Below are 18896 nucleotides of genomic sequence, written 5' to 3' on the forward strand. Positions count from 1 at the left end.
GTGAGCCACCTGCAGGAGCCGGTCCGCCGTTACGCACTGACGGATTTTCCGCGGCTGGATGAATCGATCACTGTTGAAGGAGCGCTACGGCTGATCAGGCTCGAGGGGCTTGGCGAGCGGATCATCTATTTTTACGTGGTCGATGCCGATAACCATCTCCGCGGCATTCTCTCTACACGTGTGTTGCTCACCTCGATGCCATCGGTCCGGCTCGGCGATATTATGAGCACGGACATCGTTTCCGTGCCGGCCGCGGCCACGGTGCTTGAGGCGTGCGAGATGTTTTTGGAGTACAAGTTTTTGGCGTTTCCGGTGGTTGACGAAGATGGGCGGATGCTCGGCGTCGTTGATGCCGGGCTTTTTACAAAGGAAACGCTCAGTATCGCCGAGAGGCACCACGTTGATGACGTGTTTCAGATGATCGGCTTCGGCATTCAGCAGATCAAGGGAAAGTCGGCCTTTGGGATCTTTCGATTCCGCTTCCCGTGGCTGCTCGCGACGATGGCGAGCGGGACGCTCTGCGCGTTGCTGACCGGGTTTTACGAGGCGACGCTCGCTGAGGCGATCGTGCTCGCATTTTTCATCACTCTTGTGCTTGCACTTGGTGAGAGCGTGAGCATTCAATCGATGACGGTGGCATTGCAGAATTTGCACTTCGGGACACCGGACCTAAAGGGATATTTCCGCTGGCTGCGGCGTGAGAGCTCGGCGACGCTCCTGCTCGGGCTTGCCTGCGGAACGGCGGTCGGCTCGATCGCATGGGCCTGGCGGGGCGAACCGCTGGCGGCGCTCGTAATTGGCCTTAGCGTGCTCATCTCGGTCTTCGCCGCCGGCATCATCGGCATGAGCATCCCGACGCTGCTCCACGCCATTCATGAAGATTCAAAGATCGCCGCTGGCCCAATAACGCTCGCAACTACCGATGTGCTCACTCTGGTCTTCTATTTCAACATAGCGACGTTGATCTTATGACACACACCAATCACCGCTAATTCCTTGACACTAACATCTTGCGCAAATAGACTATGAGTTTCGACTCTTGTAGCCGAAGTGTGCCTTTATGTTCGAGTCGCTGTCCGACAAACTCAAGAAAACGCTGCGCGATCTTCGCGGGCTCGGTAAACTTACGCCCGAGCACGTGGACGCGGCCCTTCGCGAGATACGGATGGCCCTGCTCGAGGCCGATGTAAACTACAAGGTTGCTAAGGATTTTGTCGAATCTGTTAGGGCCAAAGCCGAGGGGCAAGAGGTCTGGCAGGGGCTCAACCCGCACGAGCAGGTCGTCAAGATAGTTTACGACGAACTGGTCGGCTTGATGGGCGGAACCTCGTCGCGGCTCGTTTTTACCAAGCAGATCCCGAATGTCGTTATGATCGTCGGGCTGCAGGGCTCGGGTAAGACGACCTCGACCGGCAAGATCTCAAAGTGGCTCGCGGCCAATCAGGAGCGGAAGCCGCTTCTCGTTTCGGTGGACGTTTATCGCCCGGCCGCCCGCGAGCAACTCCGCGTTGTCGGCGGTGCCGTCGGCGTTCCGGTTTACGAGAACAAAGAGACGTCAGACCCGATGACGCTCGTCCGCGGAGCGATGAAGCACGCGCAGGACGTTGGGTTTGACACGCTGATGATCGATACGGCCGGCCGTCTGCACATCGATGATGAGCTGATGTCCGAGCTTGAGCAGATCAAGGCCGAGACCAAGCCGATCGAGGTGCTCTTCGTCGCGGATGCGATGACCGGCCAGGACGCCGTAAATTCGGCGCAGACCTTTCACGAGCGGGTCGGCATTACGGGCGTCGTCCTCACCAAAATGGATGGCGATGCCCGCGGCGGTGCGGCACTTTCGATCCGCCAGGTCATTGGCCAGCCGGTAAAATTTGTTGGTGTCGGCGAAAAATACGACGCCATCGAGCCCTTCTATCCCGACCGCATCGCACAGCGGATTCTCGGGATGGGTGACGTCCTGACTCTCATCGAAGAGGTCCAGGGCAAGATAGACGAAGACGAAGCTCAGGCCCAGCTCCTGAAGATGTCGCGGAACCAGTTTACGCTGGAGGACTTCCGCTCGCAGCTCAGGCAATTCAAGCAGCTCGGCTCGATGTCAAAGCTGATGAAGATGCTCCCGGAGCAGATGACCGGCGGGCTTTCGCTTTCAGAAGAGCAATCGGCCGAGGTCGATCAGCAAATGCGGCGGACCGAGGCGATCATCGATTCGATGACAAAGGCCGAACGCAACGACCATCGCATCATCGACGCCAGCCGAAAAACGCGCATCGCGGGCGGCTCAGGCTCATCGATCGCCGAGGTCAATCAATTGCTCCGGCAGTATGATCAGATGCGGAAGATGATGGCCCAGATGAATAAGGGCGGACTCTTTGGCGGGTTAGGAAAGAAGATGCTCGGCGGGCTTTCGGGGGGCTTGGGCGGAATGCTCGGCTCGGGCGGCATGGGCGGACTTGGCGGTTTGGGCGGAATGCTCGGCTCCGGAATGGATGACGACGGGCCGGAAACGCCGGCACGTTCGGTAAAGAAGAAGAAGAGACATAAGAAGAGGAAGTAGTTCAGTGACGAGTGACAAGTGGCGAGTGTCGAGAATCAGAAGGTAAATTGGGCCACTTTTCTACATAGGATGAATTAGAAAGAAGTCAGGAAAAAGGAAGATATGTTAGCAATTAGTTTGATGAGAATGGGCGCGAAGGGCAAGCCGTTTTATCGCGTTGTGGTCAAGGAAAAGCGTTCAAAGCGGGACGGTGCATACATCGAAAACCTCGGCACCTATAACCCGATGTTGAACCCGGCCGTGGTCAGCCTCAAGCACGACCGCATCCAGTATTGGATCGGAGTCGGAGCACAGCCGACCGAAACGGTCGCGAGCCTGATCAAGCACAACCCCGCGGAAACAGTCGAGACAGTCTAGGAAGTCTTGGAAGTCATGGGAGTGTGATGAAAGAAGCTGTTGAAAAGATCGTGAAAGCATTGGTCGGCAACGCCGATGCGGTCGAGGTCGAAGAGACCCCGGGCAAGACCGTACGGCTCGCAGTGCGGGTCGCGCCTGATGATTATGGGCGCGTGATCGGCCGCGAAGGCCGCACGATCAAGGCCATCCGCAGCCTGCTTTTCATCGCCGGCCAGAAGCACGGCAAGCGCTATCAGCTTGACCTGCTCGAAGATTGAGGCTGAGGGGACAGATCAGATGAGCGATCTGGTCACGATAGCAAAGGTCGCCCGGCCGCATGGCATCCGCGGCGAAGTGACGGCCGACATCCTGACGGATTTCCCCGAGCGGTTCGCGGAGCTTGAAAGCGTTATCGCAAAGCTCGCAGATGCGAGCCGAGCGGAGCTAAAGATCGAGAAGTTCCGTTTTCACCAGCACCGGGTGATGCTGAAATTTGCGGGCATCGATACGGTCGAGGACGCCGAGCAGCTTCGCAACGCTGAGATCTGCATTGATGAGGCAGATGCGGTCGAGCTTGAGCCGGACGAATACTTTGACTGGGAACTCGAGGGCTGCCGCGGTTCGACGCTCGCGGGTCTGGAGCTCGGCACGGTTGCGGAGGTGATGCGGACGGGCGGGACAGAGATCTTGGTCATCCGCGGCGGCGAGAAAGAGTTTCTCGTGCCATTCGCCGAGGCGATCTGCGTTGAGGTCGATATTGAGAATAAGAGGATCGTCGTTGATCCGCCGGAAGGCTTATTGGAGTTTTAGGTGAAGATTGATGTTCTTACAATTTTCCCTGAGTTTTTCGGACAGGTCTTTGATTTTGGAATAATTCGCCGGGCAAAGCTCGCAGGGATCGTTGAGATAAACGTCCACGATATTCGCGAATTTGCGGCCGATAAGCACCGGATGACCGACGACAGGCCCTTTGGCGGCGGAGACGGGATGGTGATGAAGCCGGAGCCGATCTTCTTGGCCATTGAACATTTGGTCGGAACTTCGGATCGGCACGATTATCCTGCAGCAACACGCGTCGTGATGCTCTCCCCGCAAGGGCGGCCTTTGAAGCAGGCGGTGGTGAATGAATTCGCTGATGAGGCCGAGCACATCGTGATGATCTGCGGCCGGTACGAAGGGGTCGATGAACGAGTGAACGAGACTCTCGTGACCGACGAGATATCGATCGGCGATTATGTGCTCTCGGGCGGTGAACCGGCGGCCATTGTGCTGACCGATGCGATCGTCAGGCTGCTTCCTGAAGCACTTGGAAGCGAGACCTCGGCAGAGAACGATTCGTTCTCAAACGGGCTGCTTGATTGCCCGCACTACACGCGGCCGGCGGAGTTTAGGGGAATGAAGGTCCCGGAAGTTTTATTAAGCGGCGACCACGCCGAGATAGAAAAATGGCGTCGCGAAATGGCGATGCAAAAGACGAAGAAAGTTCGTCCCGATCTTTTAGAAGGAGAAAATGGTTAACGTCAGTCGTTAGTTGGAGAGTTAGTGAGTTGCAGAGTTACAGAGGATTGATCCGTAACTCCGAAACTCAATAACTCTGAAACTCAACAACTACTACTGACCTCTTGCCGAAACGATATGAACAGACTAGACGCTATAGAACAAACGCAGCTCCGGGACAACATCCCGGCCTTTCAGTCCGGCGACACCGTAAAGGTGCACGTCCGCATCAAGGAAGGCAACAAAGAGCGTATCCAGATCTTTGAGGGCGTTGTAATTGCCCGCAAGCACGGCGGTGCCCGCGAGACCGTTACGGTCCGTAAGGTCAGCTTCGGCGTCGGGGTCGAGCGTATCTTCCCGCTCCACGCGACGGTCGTCGATCACATCGACGTCGTCCGCCGCGGCCGCGTCCGTCGGGCAAAACTCTACTATCTGCGTGAACTCCGCGGCAAGGCCGCCCGTATCAAAGAAAAGGATACGCGGAACAAAGCCAAGGCCGCTAAGTAGTCAGCGTCCGTATAAGCCTATTTAACCAATAGGGCGTCGCGAGTTTGCACCAGCAAGCTCGTGCCGCCCTTTTATAGCGCGTCAAGAACTCCAAGGTCACATGTTCCGCAAGGTCGCGTTTCAAACCGCGACTGCCTATAATGCACGTGTGGATGGATTCAAGCTTCAGGCCGAGCGGTTCGAGTGGCAGATCGGTTTTGATTTTGAGGACCTGGCTCGCGAGGAGGGCTATCGGATGATCGCCGGGGTTGACGAAGTCGGCCGCGGATGTCTCGCCGGTCCGGTCGTTGCGGCGGCGTGCATTCTTGACCTTGCGAAGCCGGTTCCCGCCGGGCTTAACGATTCAAAAAAACTGACCAAGAAGCGCCGCGAGGCGATCGCTGCGGAGCTTCGCGAGAGTGCCGTCGCCTTTGCCATCGGAGCGGTCGAGGCAGACGAGATCGACCGGATCAACATACTCGAGGCGACCAAAAAGGCGATGACGCTGGCGGTCGAGGCACTCGAGCCGGCCGCCGACTATCTGTTAATAGATGCCTTGCAGCTTCGCACCGTCCGCCTTCCGCAGAAGGCGCTGATCAAGGGCGACTCCGTCTCCTATTCGATCGCGGCGGCGTCCGTAATCGCAAAGACCTACCGCGACAATTTGATGAAAGAGCTTGACCTCGAATTCCCGCAATACGGCTTCGGTGGCCATAAGGGCTACGGCGCCGCCTCGCATTTTGCCGCAATTCGCGAGCACGGCCCGTGTCCTTACCACCGACTGTCATTCAAAGGTGTGGCCTAAAAAGTCGAAACTTTCAAATGACCGAAGTCGTATTCTGGTCAGTTCCGAGAGAACTGGAGGAATATTTATGAGGTCATTATTTTCTAAGTTATTGATAGTTGCCGGGCTCGTCTCGGCATTTGCAGCAATGGCGGTCGGGCAGGCGGAGTCAGCCGCAGTCCGCAGGGCTAAGGAGATCGCAGGCATTTTAAGTTCGGGCGACCGGGCCGCGGTCCGCCGCTACGTTCAGGAAAACTTTGCCGAAGCGATGCTAAAGCGGCCGATGGAACAGCATCTCGGCTTTTTCTCACGGGTACATGACCAAACCCGCGGGCTGAAGCTGATCAAGGTCCAGGATGAAAAGCCGGCGGAGGCGACGTACATCGTTCAGTCCGAACTGACGGGGCTCTACGAGGCTCTGTGGGTCTCGGTCGAAGAGAATGCCCCGCATAAGGTGACCGGCATTGGGCTTCGGCCTCCATCGGGTGCCCCGGCCATTAAGGCTCCGGCGAATGAGGCCGAGCTCGCGTCGCGGCTTGACGCTGCAGTAAAGAAGCTCGCCGCGGCGGATGCGTTCTCCGGAACGGTGCTGATCGCAAAGAACGGCGAGGCCGTGTATAAGGCCGCTTTCGGTGAGGCGAACAAGGACTTTTCGGTGCCGAACCGGATCGACACCAAGTTCAATCTGGGCTCGATGAACAAGATGTTCACGGGCGTCGCAATCGCACAGCTCGTCGAGAAAGGGAAACTGAGCTACGACGACCCGCTTTCAAAATTCATTCCCGATTTCCCGAACGCGGAGGCGGCGAAGAAGATCACCATCAAGCATCTTTTGACACATACCTCGGGCCTCGGCGGATACTTTTCGCCGCGGTTTTGGGACAAGTCGCGGGCAAATCTGCGTACGGTCGATGACATGATGGCCCTTGCCCGCGAGGACGAAAAGGACGTAAGTTTTGAGCCCGGCAGCCGCTGGCAGTACAGCAACACCGGAATGCTTGTGCTCGGAAAGGTGATCGAAGTTGCGAGCGGACAAAGCTATTTCGACTATGTTCGCGAGAACATTTACAAACCGGCGGGAATGATGAACTCAGATACGTACGAGCTCGACCGCATCAACAAGAACCTCGCCATCGGCTACCAGAAGCAGTTCACCGATGAAGGCGTTACGTGGAGCAACAATATCTTTTCACACGTAATGCGCGGCGGGCCGCAGGGCGGCGGCTACTCGACCGTTGAGGATCTGCTCCGGTTCGATAAGGCTCTGAGAAGCGGGAAGCTGGTTTCGGCGGAGACGTTTCGGCTTTTGACCACTCCGAAGCCTGAGGTCAACTCGCCGCGTTACGGGTACGGATTCTTTGCCGTCGTGGACGGCGGCCCGACCGGACACAGCGGCGGCTTTGAAGGGATCAGTTCCGACCTGCGGATGCACCTTGCGAGCGGTTGGACGGTGATCGTGATGTCGAATTACGGCGGAAGTTCGGGGCCGGTCTGGCGGCTTGCCGAGGACCTGATCGTGGCGATGGAAAAGGTGAAATGAAACGGCGGGCGGATCCGATCCCTTTCGCCCCTTTTTGAATAGATCACGCTTCGAACGGGATCTCGGCGTCGCGGAGGACGTTCATCTCGTTGGCCTTGACGCGCTCGAGGAGTTCTTGGTCTTCGAACATCTTGACGAGGCCTTTGACGGTCGCGTACCGCGGTTCATCGGCGACCGTTACGGGCAGGTTGATATAGGAGCGGAGATACTGGTCGAGCCCATCGAGCAGCGAGCCGCCGCCGGTCATGATCACGCCGCGGTCGTAGATGTCTGCCGCGACCTCGGGCCGGAGCTCGGTAAGCGTGTCTTTGATGAGTTGTGCGATGCGACGGACGACGCCTTCGACCACCGGGTAAAGCTCGCCGATCGTCACCTCAACGGCCGCCGGGCTTCCGGTCTGCACATCACGGCCGCGAACGTCAATGGTCTTGGAGATGTCTTCGGGAAGAAACGTCGTAACGAACGAGGTCTTGAGCATCTCGGTCGTTTCGTCGCCGACCTGTATGCCGCGGTGGCGGCGAAGGTGCGTGGCGATGGCTTCATTTATCTCAAAGCTGCCGTGGCGTTCGCTGGTCGAGGTGACGACCGAGCCTTTTGCGACGATCGCGATATTGGTCGAGCCGGCCCCGTAGTCGATGATCGCCGAGGCACGTTTATCGCTCGGCAGAACGCCAACGCCAAATGCCGCTGCAAGGCCCTCTTCCATCATAAAGACCTTGCCGATGCCCGCCTCGCCGGCGGCATTAAGAAGCGCCCGCTGTTCGACGTGGGTAACGTCGGAGACCATGCTCATTACCGCCTGAATGGCAAGATTTGAGCCGCCCGATTTTCCCTTTCGGACAAAATGGGCGAGCATTTTTTTGGTGCGTTCAAAGTCCGCGACAACGCCGCCGATGAGCGGAGCCCGGACCACAATATCGCGACCTTCGCGGCCGGACATATCTGCGGCCTCCTGGCCAAAGGCGACGATCTCTTCGGTCAACTCGTTTATCGCAACAAGCGACGGCTCATCGAGCACGACACCGCGATCCTTGACGGCGATGATCGTGCTTGCCGTTCCGAGGTCGATAGCCATCGAATCGGTCACGAGCTTTTTGAGTGACGAGATCTTGAGCATACTTGCGGCGTTTGAAAGATTATACGGGTAATATGGCCGGGACGTAAAGAGAAATCTTGCGGCCCGCTACGCCCAGCGGACCTCGAGCACCTTTACGGGCTCGACGCGGTTTTTGACGGTAAGCGGGTCCAAAACGTTTACCGGAATTCTTCCGCCGCTCGCTTCATGGGACGCTTCGGTCATAATTATCTGACCGCCTTTGGCGATGTCCTGGAGCCGGGCGGCGAGGTTTACGGTATCGCCGATCGCCGTGTATTCCGATCTTTTTTCCGAGCCGATATAGCCGACCGTCGCGACGCCGGTGTGGAGGCCGATGCCTACCGAGATCTCGCTGAGTCCCTCATGGCGGAGCTCGTCGTTAAGCGTGCGGATGCGTTTTTGCATCTTGACCGCCGCTTTTACTGCATTGAGAGCGTCTTCTTCGGAAACATTCGGAGCACCAAAAAGGGCCATCAGGCCATCGCCGATGTATTTATCGAGCGTTCCGCCGTGCTCGAAGATGATCTCGGTCATCGCCGAGAAATAGCTGTTCAGCAACGAGACGATCTTCTCCGGATTTTCTTTCTCAGAGATGGCCGTAAAGCCGCGGATATCGGCAAAGAGCACGGTGATCTGCTGGTTAACGCCGCCCAGGCGAAAAGACGACGGATTATCAAGAAGCTGCTTAACGACGTACTCCGGCATGAAGCGGCTGTAGTTTGCCCGGGCGACCTCTTCGCGGGCAAGCCGGTTGTGTGCCTTTACGGTCTCAACCGTGAGGGCGGCCTGCGCGGCGACGGCTCCGATCATCTCGAGGTGATCTTTGGTAAAGGCGGCAAAGGGATCGAGCCGGTCGGCGTAGATCACGCCGTGGACGTTGTTTTCCGTTATCAGCGGAGCGCAGATGGTCGAACGGACGCCCTGCGAGACGATGGACTCCGCCCCGGAAAATTGCTCATCGGCACGGGCGTCCTGCGAGAGAAGAGCAACGCGGTCGTTCATCACTTTTTGCGTGATGGTCCGGCTGATGGTCATATTCTCGGTCAGCTTCGCGATCTTTTCGTCGCGGGTTTGAACGGCGACGGGGTTGAGGCTGAAATCGAGAATGCGGCCATCGAGCGTTTCATCGGCAAGGAGGGCAACGACGCGGTCGGCCGGCGTTCCGCGAAAGATCAGATCGGTCGCCTTTTCGAAAACGTCTGAGAGGTCAAAAACGCTGCCGAGCGTCTTGCTCATCTCATAAAGAAGCTCCAGCATCTTGGCCTTGCGGCGAAGGTCCTTTATCTCATCAGGCGTCGCCACGGCACTTTCCATTGAGAGGTGCGATTGTCGGCCGATGATCTCCTTTGCCGAGATGAGAAGCTGTGTCTGCCCGAGCGGTTCATCGCCGAACGCCACGCCGCCGGGCACATCTGCGACCGTCGGGGCGTTTTGAACAGCACTTAGGTTGACGCTTCGGTTGACCTGGACCGAACCGGCGGACATCGGGGGACGTTGTATCGATACTTCGGCGGCCGTGTCGTCAAAGACGAGCCGCGATTCGCCGATCATTACCGAATCGCCAGGCTCGAGTATCTTCTCAAGCATCGGCGAGCCATTGACGAAAACGTGATTGACACTACGCGTCAATTGGCCATTATCGATGTAACCATCAACCAGCTTGAAGCGGTCGCCCTCGCCCACGATCTGGGCGTGTTTGCGAGAAACGCGGCGGTCATTAAGCACAATGTCGTTGTCCTTTGACCTGCCGATGGTAGCAACGGCGCCGGACACGAGGGGAAACTCGCGAATGTCGCCGGTAGGTTCTGTTATCTTTAAGTATGCAGCCACGTCTGTTGTAATTGTAAAGATTAACCGGCAAATGTTAAATGCGGGCGGGCCGCGATGTTGCCAACCCCCGAAAATCGATGCAGGAAACCATCTATTTTGACAACAACGCGACGACGCAGCCCTTTCCCGAGGTCGCAGAGGCGATGCTTCCCTTTATCGGCGGAAACTACGGCAATCCGTCGTCCTCGCACCACATTGGCCGGGCGGTTCGCGAGGCGATCGGCGATGCCCGCGAAGGCGTTGCGGAGCTGATCGGAGCCGCCTCGGGCGATGAGATCTTTTTCACGTCGGGCGGAACGGAAAGCGACAACTGGGCGATCCTCGGAGCACTGATGACGATGCCTGAGCGGAGGCATATCGTCACGACGGCGGTCGAGCACGAAGCCGTTAGAAAGCTCTGCGACCGGCTTGAAATTGACGGGTACGAAGTGACGCGGGTCGTGGTGGACGGTGACGGACGGCTTGATATCGAAGAGCTGAAGCGAAGCTTGCGGCCGGATACGGCGGTCGTTTCGGTGATGTCGGCAAACAACGAGACGGGCGTCATTTTTCCGATCGCGGAGATCGCGGCTGCCGTTCGCGAGCGTTCGGACGCGCTGATACATTCGGATGGCGTCAACGCCGCGGGGAAGATCGCGATCGATATCAAGGAAACAGCGGTCGATCTGTTATCGCTCTCAGCCCATAAATTTCACGGGCCGAAGGGCGTTGGTGCGCTTTATGTTCGCAGCCGCATCGAGCTTCCGGGCATCGCCATCGGCGGCGGACAGGAACGCGGCCGGCGTGCGGGAACGGAAGCCGTGCATCAGATCGTCGGGATGGGAACGGCGGCACGGCTCGCGGCTAATCTCGCCCCGATGCAAAAGGTCGCCGAACTTCGCGACCGGCTTGAAGGCGAATTGCTCGGGCGCGTCGCGAGCGCTTTTCGCAACGGTGCGGCGGGCGAAAGGCTTCCGAACACCGCCAACATTTCGTTTGCCGAAACGAATGGCGAAGCGATCCTCGCCTTGCTCGATGAAGCGGGTATCTGCGTTTCGACCGGTTCGGCCTGCAACGTGGAAACGCGGGAAGCCTCCGCAGTGCTCAAGGCGATGGATATCCCTTACTCGCGGGCGATGGGCTCGATTCGCTTTTCGCTTGGCAGATTCAATACGGAGGATGAAGTGGAAAAGGTGATCGCCGCGACCATCGACGCGGTCGAACGGCTGAGAAAGCTCGCCGATGTGGCCGCTTAGACTGCTTTTTCGATGCCGTAGCGCGTGAGTTTTAGATAGAGCCCGCGACGGGTCAGGCCAAGCTCATTTGCGACCCGCGAGATGTTCCAATTGTGGCGTGAAAGCGCGGCCTTTATCATCTGCATTTCAAGCTCGCCGACAGCTTCCTCAAGCGTTGTGCCGGTCGAGAGATTGGCGAACGGCATTATCGGGCTCGAAAATGACGTGATCGGCTTTGAGTCGTTTGCCGATTCTCCAAAGGTCGTTATCGGCTTTGCCGAACGCCGCAACTCGGGCGAGAGGTGTTCGGGCGTTATCACGTCGCCATCCTCGGCACGGGCCACGACCCGCTGGATCTCATTGCAAAGTTGGCGGACGTTTCCCTCCCAATTGCAGACCATTAGCAGGTCAACGGTCTGCGGCGTGAAGGTGACATCGCGTTTGTGGAATTTCTCAGAGTAGTGGTTGACGTAGTAGTTGATGATCGGCGGTATCTCCGAGCGGCGCTCGCGGAGCGGCGGCACCCGCAGCCGGATGACGTTTAGCCGATAGAAAAGATCTTCACGGAAGCTGCCCTCGGCGACCTTTTCCTCAAGCGGCATATTGGTCGCCGCGATGACGCGGACATCGACCTTGATCGGCTTTTTCTCGCCGATCGGCTGCACCTCGCCTTCTTGCAAAAATCGCAGCAGCTTTGGCTGAACGTCTATTGGCAGGTCGCCGACCTCATCAAGAAAAAGCGTTCCGCCATCGGCCGAGCGGATCATGCCGGGCGAATCTGTGACCGCACCGGTAAACGCCCCGCGTTTATAACCGAAGAGATGCCCTTCGGCGAGCTCTTTCGGGACGGCCGTGCAATTGAACGGGATAAAGACCTTGTCCTTGCGGCTTGAAAGCGAATGGATCGCCCGCGAAACGAGCTCCTTACCTGTGCCCGATTCGCCGGTGACGAGGACCGTAACATCTGACGAGCGGATCTTGTAGATCTCCTCAACAAGAGTCGTCATCGCCGGCGAGGAATGGATAAAGCCGGGCATGACGCTGGTCGAGGCGTGCGAGCCCGTTTCCTGCTCGGCCGGCCGCGAACGCTCGCGGGAACGAAGGTCAATTACGTCAAGCCCGAGCTCGACGACCTTGATCAGCGGCTGGAGCGGGCTACCGTCAGAGAGCTTTGCCGATGACGTTGGACTGATCAGCACCGCGGCGGCCGGAGCTCCGGCAGGCTTTAGGTCAAGAACGGCGAAGTTCTTCGAACGCTCGAAGGCCTTTGCTTTGCCCTCGACCTCGGCCTTTGCGTATTGTGAGACGAGTTCGGCGCTGTCCGAGGGCGCGATGCCGTGCGTGATGAATGGCCGAAGCTGCTTCTTCTCATTCATCTCGGCGATGATGATCTTTTTGGCCGTCGTCTCCTGCTGCATTACGGCCATCAGCTCGCGGAAGAGCAGCTCACGCGAGGCGGTTGCCTCGGCAAGCCGGACCATCAGAAGCTGCGAAACGACCGAATTCGATCGCGCCGGTTCGCTGCGGGCGGGCAAGGCTTTCCTCGCCGCCGCGATCGATTCGGCATGCTTCAAGCGTTCGTCAATGCCGAGCTTTTTGAATATATCCTTCGCCGCCTCAAGGTGACGCATCGCCTGCTCGCTGCGGTCTTTCGGTAGATGCTCGGCAAGCAGAAGATGGGCATCGCCGATGTGGTAAATATCTTCAGCGGTCTCAAAGATCGTGAGCGACCGGTTGAAATGATGAACGGCCATTTCAGGGTCGCCGGCTTTTGCCGATTCGAGCCCGCGGATCCGCTGCACATTCCCGAAGACGAAAAAGTCCGACTCCGGATCGCTTGCCTCGACCATCGCGATGGCATTCTCAAATTCGGCCGTTCGATCAAGCCGGAGCAGTGCCTCGGCGAGCACGAGGCCGGCCATCTTTGCGTAGTGCTTGTCGCCGATGCGGCCGCTAAGCTCGATGGTCTCGCGGGCGGTCGCGGCAGCTTTTTCATATTCACCCTCGGCAAGCAGGCAACGCGAAAGATTGCGGAGAGCTTGTGCCTCATACCATTCGCGCTTGTGTTCGCGGGCGGCAGCGACGGCCTGGGTCAGTAGGCTTCGTGCCTCATTCAGGTCGCCGCGGAGGATCTTCATCTCGCCGAGGCTGTCGAGAATGCCGGCGATGTGGGCATGGTTCGATTCGATCGCAAGATCAAGCGCTCGCTTTATCCGCTCTTCGGCACGATGCCATTCGCCGACGTGCATCAGGTGAATGCCGAGATTGTTGTAGGCGATAACGGAGTTAAGAACATGCTCGGTCTGGTCAAAAAAGGTGATCGATTTCTCAAGGCACTCGATTCCATCCTGCGGCCGGCGAAGGAACCAATACGCGCCCGACATATCGGTATAAAGCTTGCCGAGCATGAACGGGGCCGAGCGGTCGCCGATGATCTTAATGCCGAGATCGAAATACTGAAGCGCCTCTTCGCTGTTACCTTCCTGATGGTAGCTGATCGCTATCTCGCGATAGGCCTCGGCCAGCCCGAGCCAATCGCCCACCGCACGGAGCGGCTCAAGGGCGGCGTTTGCGTGGTCGCGGCAGATGCTCGATTCATTTAGCTTGCGGTAAACGCGGGCGAGCCCGATGTGGATCTGCCCATTAAGCTGCGGAAGCTCGGCGGACGTTGCCGTTTCTAGCGTTTCCTTGAGGAGCGTAACCGCCTTCGGGTGGTCGCCGAGGTTGTTGTAGGCGATGGCGAGCTGCGTCATCACCCGGATGCGGATCTCCTGGCTCAGGCGGTCGAGGTTTTCGCGGTCCTCATAAGGGCGGATCGCCTCGAGCGATTCCTTATAGCGACCAACGGTCTCGAGCGTAAAGGAGTGGAGCCGTTTCAGGCTCGCGAGGTCGTCGTCCGTGTGGCCAAAGGCGGCGATCGCGTCAACGACGATGCGCTCGGCCTCGCTCGAAAGCCCTTCGCGGAGCTTTTGCCCGATCGAGGAGAAGAGCGCATCGAGAGCCTCGCGCGTGGGCACGTCTCGGCGGTCTTTCGCGATGCCCGGAGCCGCGGCTCGCGGACCGCGTTTGATGAGCGGAGTGCGTTTCATTTGATTGGCGGTTTCGGTTCCGGGCAAGGCCGGAATGAGGCCGCTTTTTCAGCGGGCCGATCGCCCTAAAATGCAAAAATTGAATACTAAGTAAACAGCGCATTCGAAAGTTAGCAGAAATTAGCCGCGGTGTCTATAATTATTTTTCCGCTTTCAATGCAAGGCGGCGGCAAAATGGCAGAATTTCCGGAACATGACGGCGATGTGCTGACCGAGCGGCGTTCGAAGCTCGAGAAGCCTAAGCTCTTTAAGGTCATCCTTCACAACGATGATTTTACGACGATGGAGTTCGTCGTTTTTGTGCTTGAGCACGTTTTTAAGAAAACGCGGCCCGAGGCACTGGAGATAATGCTCAGCGTCCATTACAACGGTATCGGCGTCGCTGGCGTCTTCCCCTACGAGGTCGCCTACATGAAGCAGCAAAAGGCGATGAACCTCGCCAAATCCCGCGAATACCCGCTGCTCGTAACCATCGAAGAAGAATAAGAATTGAAAATGAATTCCTGATGTGAGAGTATCGGTGTGGCAACTTGCCACACCGGGTTGACACATATGGCTTTGACAACAGCAAAGAAGAATACGCGCGAGAGCCGGCTTAATGTTCGGTTGGCGTCCGACCTCAAGGCTCGAATAAGACGGGCCGCGAATGTTCTGGGTCAAGACCTTACAGAGTTCGCTGTTTCGACACTAGATGAGCGTGCGAAAGAGGTGCTGGAGGCTCATGAATCCATGATCCTTTCGGAAAACGAGCGTCGCGCCTTTCTGGACATTTTGGCTGGCGACCCTCCTGCCCCAACGAAAAAGGCACTTGAAGCTGCAAAGAAGTATAAAAGTGGAGAGAGGAAAGGCGTTGTCTATGAATTTGCGGATTGAACCGTTAACGCGAATTCACAATCGTAAAGCGTTCAGCTGTTCGGATGAGACGGTCGATCAGTTCCTTCGGCAAAAAGCCTTGCAGGATCAGGAACTTGATCTCAGTCGAACTATGGTTCTCACTAATACCGCACACGATCCTACGGGGATAATTGGCTATCACACACTCGCGATAACTCAGATTCCGCAGGAACAGATCCCGAACGACAGGCCAAAGATCAAACGAGGCATCCCTGTCATACTGCTTGGTCAACTCGGAATTGATTCGGAATATCAGGGAATGGGTTACGGCGAACGCATGTTGACCGATGCTCAATCGCGTGTGTGCGACATTGCCGCCAAGGTGGGTGTTCGTGCGATGATATTGGACGCGAGAACGGAGCGACTGGCGTCGTGGTATGAGAGCCACGGATTTATGAGGCTCGCGGGGTCAATGAGAATGGTGAAACGCATTGAGACGATTCGGCAGGAATATTTTTAGGAGATTGAAGACGAGAAGACCTCGAAAACCTGCTGTTTCCTTCCTAGAAATTCACGCGATTTGTATGCTAATCTAAGCGTTGTTATGCGGAGGCCATCGCCCATTATATGCACGAGATTAGGGACTTAAGTTCAACCCGGAGTTGAGCGGTGGCGAAATTTTGCCTTGATAGGGTCCCAAGCTAACTTAACGGCTTGGGGCTTTTTGATTTTTTACAATGACCGAAAGCTTAGAACTAAAGAAAACAGTAAATCTGCCGAAGACGAATTTTGGGCAGAAGGCGAATCTTGGGCAGAGCGAACCCGCCCGGCTCAAGAAGTGGAAAGAGGCCGGGCTTTACGAACGCATCGCCGAGACGCGACGCGGCCGGGAGAAGTTCATTCTCCACGACGGCCCGCCCTATGCGAACGCTGATATCCACATCGGCACGGCGCTCAACAAGATACTCAAGGACTTCGTCGTCAAGAGCCGTTCGATGATGGGCTTTGATGCGCCGTATGTTCCGGGCTACGACTGCCACGGGCTGCCGATCGAAACGCACGTAGAGCGAAAGCTCGCCGAAAAGGGTAAGAACAAGGCCGACATTCCCGTTTCGACCTTTCGGCGTATCTGCCGCGAGCACGCCTCGACGGCGATGAACAACCAGACCCGCGACTTTCAGCGGCTAGGGATCCTCGGCGAATGGGAGAACCCATATCTGACGATGTCCGCCGAGTATGAATCGGCGACCGCACGGCTTTTCGGGCGGTTTCTCGAACGCGGTTATGTTTATAAGGGCCTGCGGCCCGTATATTGGTGCATTCACGACCAGACGGCGCTTGCCGAGGCCGAGGTCGAATACAAAGAGCACACGTCGCCTTCGGTCTATGTGAAGTTTTCGCTTAGGTCCGATCCGGCCTCGATCGATCCCGCCCTTGCGGGGAAGAAGGTGTTCTTCGTCATCTGGACGACCACGCCCTGGACGCTGCCGGCAAATCTCGGTATCGCGGTCCATCCTGAATTTGATTACTCCGCGGTCGAGGTCGGTGACGAGGTCTATATCGTCGCTTCAGAGCTGAAGGGTTCGCTGGCGGAGACGTGCAGCTTTACGAACTCGGCGGAACTCGCCCGCTTTAAGGGCTCAAAGCTCGACCGGCTTGAGGCAAAACATGCATGGCTCAACCGCACCTCGCTGGTAATGAACGGCGAGCACGTAACGCTCGGCGAGGCCGATGCCGAGACTGAGCTGGACGTCCGATTTGAAATCAAGGGTTCGGCCAAATCCGGCACCGGACTCGTGCACACGGCACCGGGCCACGGAGCGGACGACTTTCACATCGGCAAGGCATATGGGCTTGAGATCTACAATCCGGTGGATGCGGCCGGGCGGTTTATCGCCGAGGTCGAGCACTTCGGCGGGATGAAGATCTTTGACGCGAACCCGAAGATCGTCGAGTTTCTAGATGAAAGCGGAATGCTCCTCCATTCGGAGAAGTATCAGCACCGCTATCCTCACTGCTGGCGATGCAAGAATCCGGTCATCTTTCGGGCGACTCCGCAATGGTTCATCTCGATGGACGAGGTCGCCGCTCCTATCCAGGAAGGGAGCTCGGGCACGAAGCCTCTGAGACAGCAGGCACTTGCCGAGATCGAGAAAGTGAAATGGCATCCAGCGTGGGGCGAAGGCCGGATGGCGAATATGTTCAAGGGCCGGCCTGATTGGTGCGTCTCGCGGCAGCGTTCGTGGGGCGTTCCGATCCCCGTTTTTTACTGCAGCGGCTGCGAAGAAACGGTCGCCGACCCGAGTGTCGTTGATCACGTCGCGGACATCTTTGCCAAGGAAACCGCCGACGCCTGGTACGCACGGACGGAGAGCGAACTCCTGCCCGAGGGCTTTGCTTGCACGAAATGCGGCGGCACAGAGTTCCGCAAAGAGACTGACATTCTCGACGTCTGGTTCGACTCGGGCTCGTCGTGCGTCGCAGTGCTTGAGACTCGCGGCGAGACGCTCCGCTTTCCGGCGGATGTTTATCTCGAGGGTGGCGATCAATACCGCGGCTGGTTCAATTCGTCGATGAGCTGCGGCATCGCGGCACACGGCACGGCGCCGTATCGGCAGGTGATAACCCACGGCTGGGTCGTCGATGGTGAGGGCAAAAAGCAATCGAAATCGGTCGGCAACGTGACGGCTCCGCAGGAGATAATTGATAAGTCGGGGGCGGAGATCTTGCGGCTTTGGGCTGCTGCGGTTGACTACACCGAGGACGTCCGATGCTCGGACGAGATCCTCTCGCGGGTCGTCGATGCCTATCGCAAGATGCGGAACACGCTCCGCTACGCGCTCGGTAATCTTGATGGCTTTGACCCGGCGGCGGATTCGGTCGCGGAATCGGAGATGCTAGCGATCGACCAATGGGCACTTGCAAGCCTTGAGGTAGTTTCGGCAAAGGTGCAGAAGGGGTTTGAGGACTACGACTTTCAGGCGGCCTACGGAGCGCTTTACAATTTCTGCACCGTCACGCTCTCGGCCCGTTACTTTGACATCATCAAGGACCGGCTTTACATCTTCGCCCCGCGTTCGATAGAACGACGCTCGGCACAGACGGCGCTTTATCGCATCGCCGATTCGCTCTGCCGGCTGATGGCGCCGCTGCTCGCATTTACAAGCGACGAGGCATGGGAAAACTTGCCGGGGACTCGCGAGGCTTCAGTACATATGGCCGAATTCCCGGTCGCAACGCGTCTTGACGAAGCGGCGGAAGCGGAATTGCTCTCGCAGTGGGAACGCATCTTCGCCATCCGCGACGAGGTTTTGAGATCGCTCGAAACGGCGAGGGGCGAAAAGGTGATCGGTTCATCGCTCGAGGCAAAGGTCATCCTGACGACCGATAAGCCGACGACGATGTTTTTGATGGAGCATTTCACCGAGCTTCGGTATATATTTATCGTTTCACAGGTCGAGGTGCACGAGGGCGAGCCGTTTGCCGTCAAGATCGAAAAAGCACACGGCGAGAAATGCGAGCGATGCTGGAACTATTCATCCCGCGTCGGTGAATTTGAAAGCTATCCGACCGTCTGCGAGCGGTGCATTGAAGCTCTTCGCGAGATTGAAAAGGCAGCGGCCGCTTAGAGGA

The 18896-nt window shown here is 57.5% G+C and carries 17 protein-coding genes; 14 read left to right on the top strand and 3 right to left on the bottom strand.

Annotated elements, in window-relative coordinates:
* From IPM21_06325 to IPM21_06365, 9 genes are all read left to right on the top strand, one after another.
* A complete protein-coding gene (locus IPM21_06325; GenBank protein ID MBK9163523.1) occupies positions 1-972 on the top strand; it encodes a magnesium transporter in 972 nt (323 codons plus the stop codon).
* A gap of 88 nt (positions 973-1060) precedes the next feature.
* Entirely contained in the window at positions 1061-2557 is a 1497-nt protein-coding gene (gene ffh, locus IPM21_06330; GenBank protein MBK9163524.1) for a signal recognition particle protein, read from the top strand.
* Positions 2558-2659: 102 nt separating this feature from the next.
* Positions 2660-2914: a 30S ribosomal protein S16 gene (gene rpsP / locus IPM21_06335; protein ID MBK9163525.1), complete on the top strand. Its 255-nt coding sequence runs from the start codon at positions 2660-2662 to the stop codon at positions 2912-2914.
* 26 nt (positions 2915-2940) lie between these two features.
* Positions 2941-3171 (top strand): KH domain-containing protein, encoded by a 231-nt coding sequence (locus IPM21_06340; protein MBK9163526.1) that lies wholly within the window; start codon positions 2941-2943, stop codon positions 3169-3171.
* Between the two features lie 19 nt (positions 3172-3190).
* Complete coding sequence (gene rimM / locus IPM21_06345; GenBank protein MBK9163527.1) at positions 3191-3703, top strand: ribosome maturation factor RimM; 513 nt, start codon at positions 3191-3193, stop codon at positions 3701-3703.
* The gene (gene trmD / locus IPM21_06350) at positions 3704-4411 is read left to right on the top strand and encodes a tRNA (guanosine(37)-N1)-methyltransferase TrmD (GenBank protein MBK9163528.1); all 708 of its coding nucleotides are present in this window, start codon (positions 3704-3706) and stop codon (positions 4409-4411) included.
* A gap of 117 nt (positions 4412-4528) precedes the next feature.
* Positions 4529-4897: a 50S ribosomal protein L19 gene (gene rplS / locus IPM21_06355; GenBank protein MBK9163529.1), complete on the top strand. Its 369-nt coding sequence runs from the start codon at positions 4529-4531 to the stop codon at positions 4895-4897.
* Between the two features lie 100 nt (positions 4898-4997).
* Positions 4998-5681 (top strand): ribonuclease HII, encoded by a 684-nt coding sequence (locus tag IPM21_06360; protein ID MBK9163530.1) that lies wholly within the window; start codon positions 4998-5000, stop codon positions 5679-5681.
* A gap of 67 nt (positions 5682-5748) precedes the next feature.
* The gene (locus tag IPM21_06365) at positions 5749-7200 is read left to right on the top strand and encodes a beta-lactamase family protein (protein ID MBK9163531.1); all 1452 of its coding nucleotides are present in this window, start codon (positions 5749-5751) and stop codon (positions 7198-7200) included.
* A gap of 43 nt (positions 7201-7243) precedes the next feature.
* Here the strand turns inward: IPM21_06365 and IPM21_06370 are convergent, their stop codons facing one another.
* Positions 7244-8317, bottom strand: coding sequence for a rod shape-determining protein (locus IPM21_06370; GenBank protein ID MBK9163532.1), 1074 nt, complete (start codon positions 8315-8317; stop codon positions 7244-7246).
* Positions 8318-8383: 66 nt separating this feature from the next.
* Positions 8384-10126 carry an FHA domain-containing protein gene (locus IPM21_06375; protein MBK9163533.1) on the bottom strand — a complete coding sequence of 581 codons (1743 nt, stop codon included), beginning with the start codon at positions 10124-10126 and terminating at the stop codon, positions 8384-8386.
* A gap of 77 nt (positions 10127-10203) precedes the next feature.
* Between IPM21_06375 and IPM21_06380 the strand changes: the two genes are divergently transcribed.
* Positions 10204-11361 carry an aminotransferase class V-fold PLP-dependent enzyme gene (locus IPM21_06380; GenBank protein ID MBK9163534.1) on the top strand — a complete coding sequence of 386 codons (1158 nt, stop codon included), beginning with the start codon at positions 10204-10206 and terminating at the stop codon, positions 11359-11361.
* On the opposite strand, the gene IPM21_06385 is transcribed toward IPM21_06380, so the two are convergent.
* On the bottom strand, positions 11358-14429 hold the full coding sequence (locus IPM21_06385; GenBank protein ID MBK9163535.1) for a sigma 54-interacting transcriptional regulator: 3072 nt from the start codon (positions 14427-14429) through the stop codon (positions 11358-11360). The genes IPM21_06380 and IPM21_06385 overlap by 4 nt on opposite strands.
* A gap of 174 nt (positions 14430-14603) precedes the next feature.
* Here IPM21_06385 and IPM21_06390 point away from each other — a divergent pair, with 174 nt between their 5' ends.
* The 4 genes from IPM21_06390 to ileS all read left to right on the top strand — a co-directional run bounded on the left by IPM21_06390 (position 14604) and on the right by ileS (position 18892).
* A complete protein-coding gene (locus IPM21_06390; GenBank protein ID MBK9163536.1) occupies positions 14604-14915 on the top strand; it encodes an ATP-dependent Clp protease adaptor ClpS in 312 nt (103 codons plus the stop codon).
* Positions 14916-14981: 66 nt separating this feature from the next.
* Complete coding sequence (locus IPM21_06395; GenBank protein ID MBK9163537.1) at positions 14982-15302, top strand: DUF1778 domain-containing protein; 321 nt, start codon at positions 14982-14984, stop codon at positions 15300-15302.
* A 112-nt stretch (positions 15303-15414) separates the two neighbouring features.
* Entirely contained in the window at positions 15415-15783 is a 369-nt protein-coding gene (locus IPM21_06400) for a GNAT family N-acetyltransferase (protein ID MBK9163538.1), read from the top strand.
* A 217-nt stretch (positions 15784-16000) separates the two neighbouring features.
* Positions 16001-18892 (top strand): isoleucine--tRNA ligase, encoded by a 2892-nt coding sequence (gene ileS, locus IPM21_06405; protein ID MBK9163539.1) that lies wholly within the window; start codon positions 16001-16003, stop codon positions 18890-18892.
* Positions 18893-18896: the final 4 nt, after the last annotated feature.

Source organism: Acidobacteriota bacterium (assembly GCA_016716435.1).
Lineage (GTDB): Bacteria > Acidobacteriota > Blastocatellia > Pyrinomonadales > Pyrinomonadaceae > OLB17.

Coding starts and splice junctions, on each gene's coding strand:
- ffh (MBK9163524.1), top strand. CDS start 1,061: ATGTTCGAGTCGCTGTCCGACAAACTCAAGAAAACGCTGCGCGATCTT.
- rpsP (MBK9163525.1), top strand. CDS start 2,660: ATGTTAGCAATTAGTTTGATGAGAATGGGCGCGAAGGGCAAGCCGTTT.
- IPM21_06340 (MBK9163526.1), top strand. CDS start 2,941: ATGAAAGAAGCTGTTGAAAAGATCGTGAAAGCATTGGTCGGCAACGCC.
- rimM (MBK9163527.1), top strand. CDS start 3,191: ATGAGCGATCTGGTCACGATAGCAAAGGTCGCCCGGCCGCATGGCATC.
- rplS (MBK9163529.1), top strand. CDS start 4,529: ATGAACAGACTAGACGCTATAGAACAAACGCAGCTCCGGGACAACATC.
- IPM21_06360 (MBK9163530.1), top strand. CDS start 4,998: ATGTTCCGCAAGGTCGCGTTTCAAACCGCGACTGCCTATAATGCACGT.
- IPM21_06365 (MBK9163531.1), top strand. CDS start 5,749: ATGAGGTCATTATTTTCTAAGTTATTGATAGTTGCCGGGCTCGTCTCG.
- IPM21_06370 (MBK9163532.1), bottom strand. CDS start 8,317: ATGCTCAAGATCTCGTCACTCAAAAAGCTCGTGACCGATTCGATGGCT.
- IPM21_06380 (MBK9163534.1), top strand. CDS start 10,204: ATGCAGGAAACCATCTATTTTGACAACAACGCGACGACGCAGCCCTTT.
- IPM21_06385 (MBK9163535.1), bottom strand. CDS start 14,429: ATGAAACGCACTCCGCTCATCAAACGCGGTCCGCGAGCCGCGGCTCCG.
- IPM21_06390 (MBK9163536.1), top strand. CDS start 14,604: ATGGCAGAATTTCCGGAACATGACGGCGATGTGCTGACCGAGCGGCGT.
- IPM21_06395 (MBK9163537.1), top strand. CDS start 14,982: ATGGCTTTGACAACAGCAAAGAAGAATACGCGCGAGAGCCGGCTTAAT.
- IPM21_06400 (MBK9163538.1), top strand. CDS start 15,415: ATGGTTCTCACTAATACCGCACACGATCCTACGGGGATAATTGGCTAT.
- ileS (MBK9163539.1), top strand. CDS start 16,001: ATGACCGAAAGCTTAGAACTAAAGAAAACAGTAAATCTGCCGAAGACG.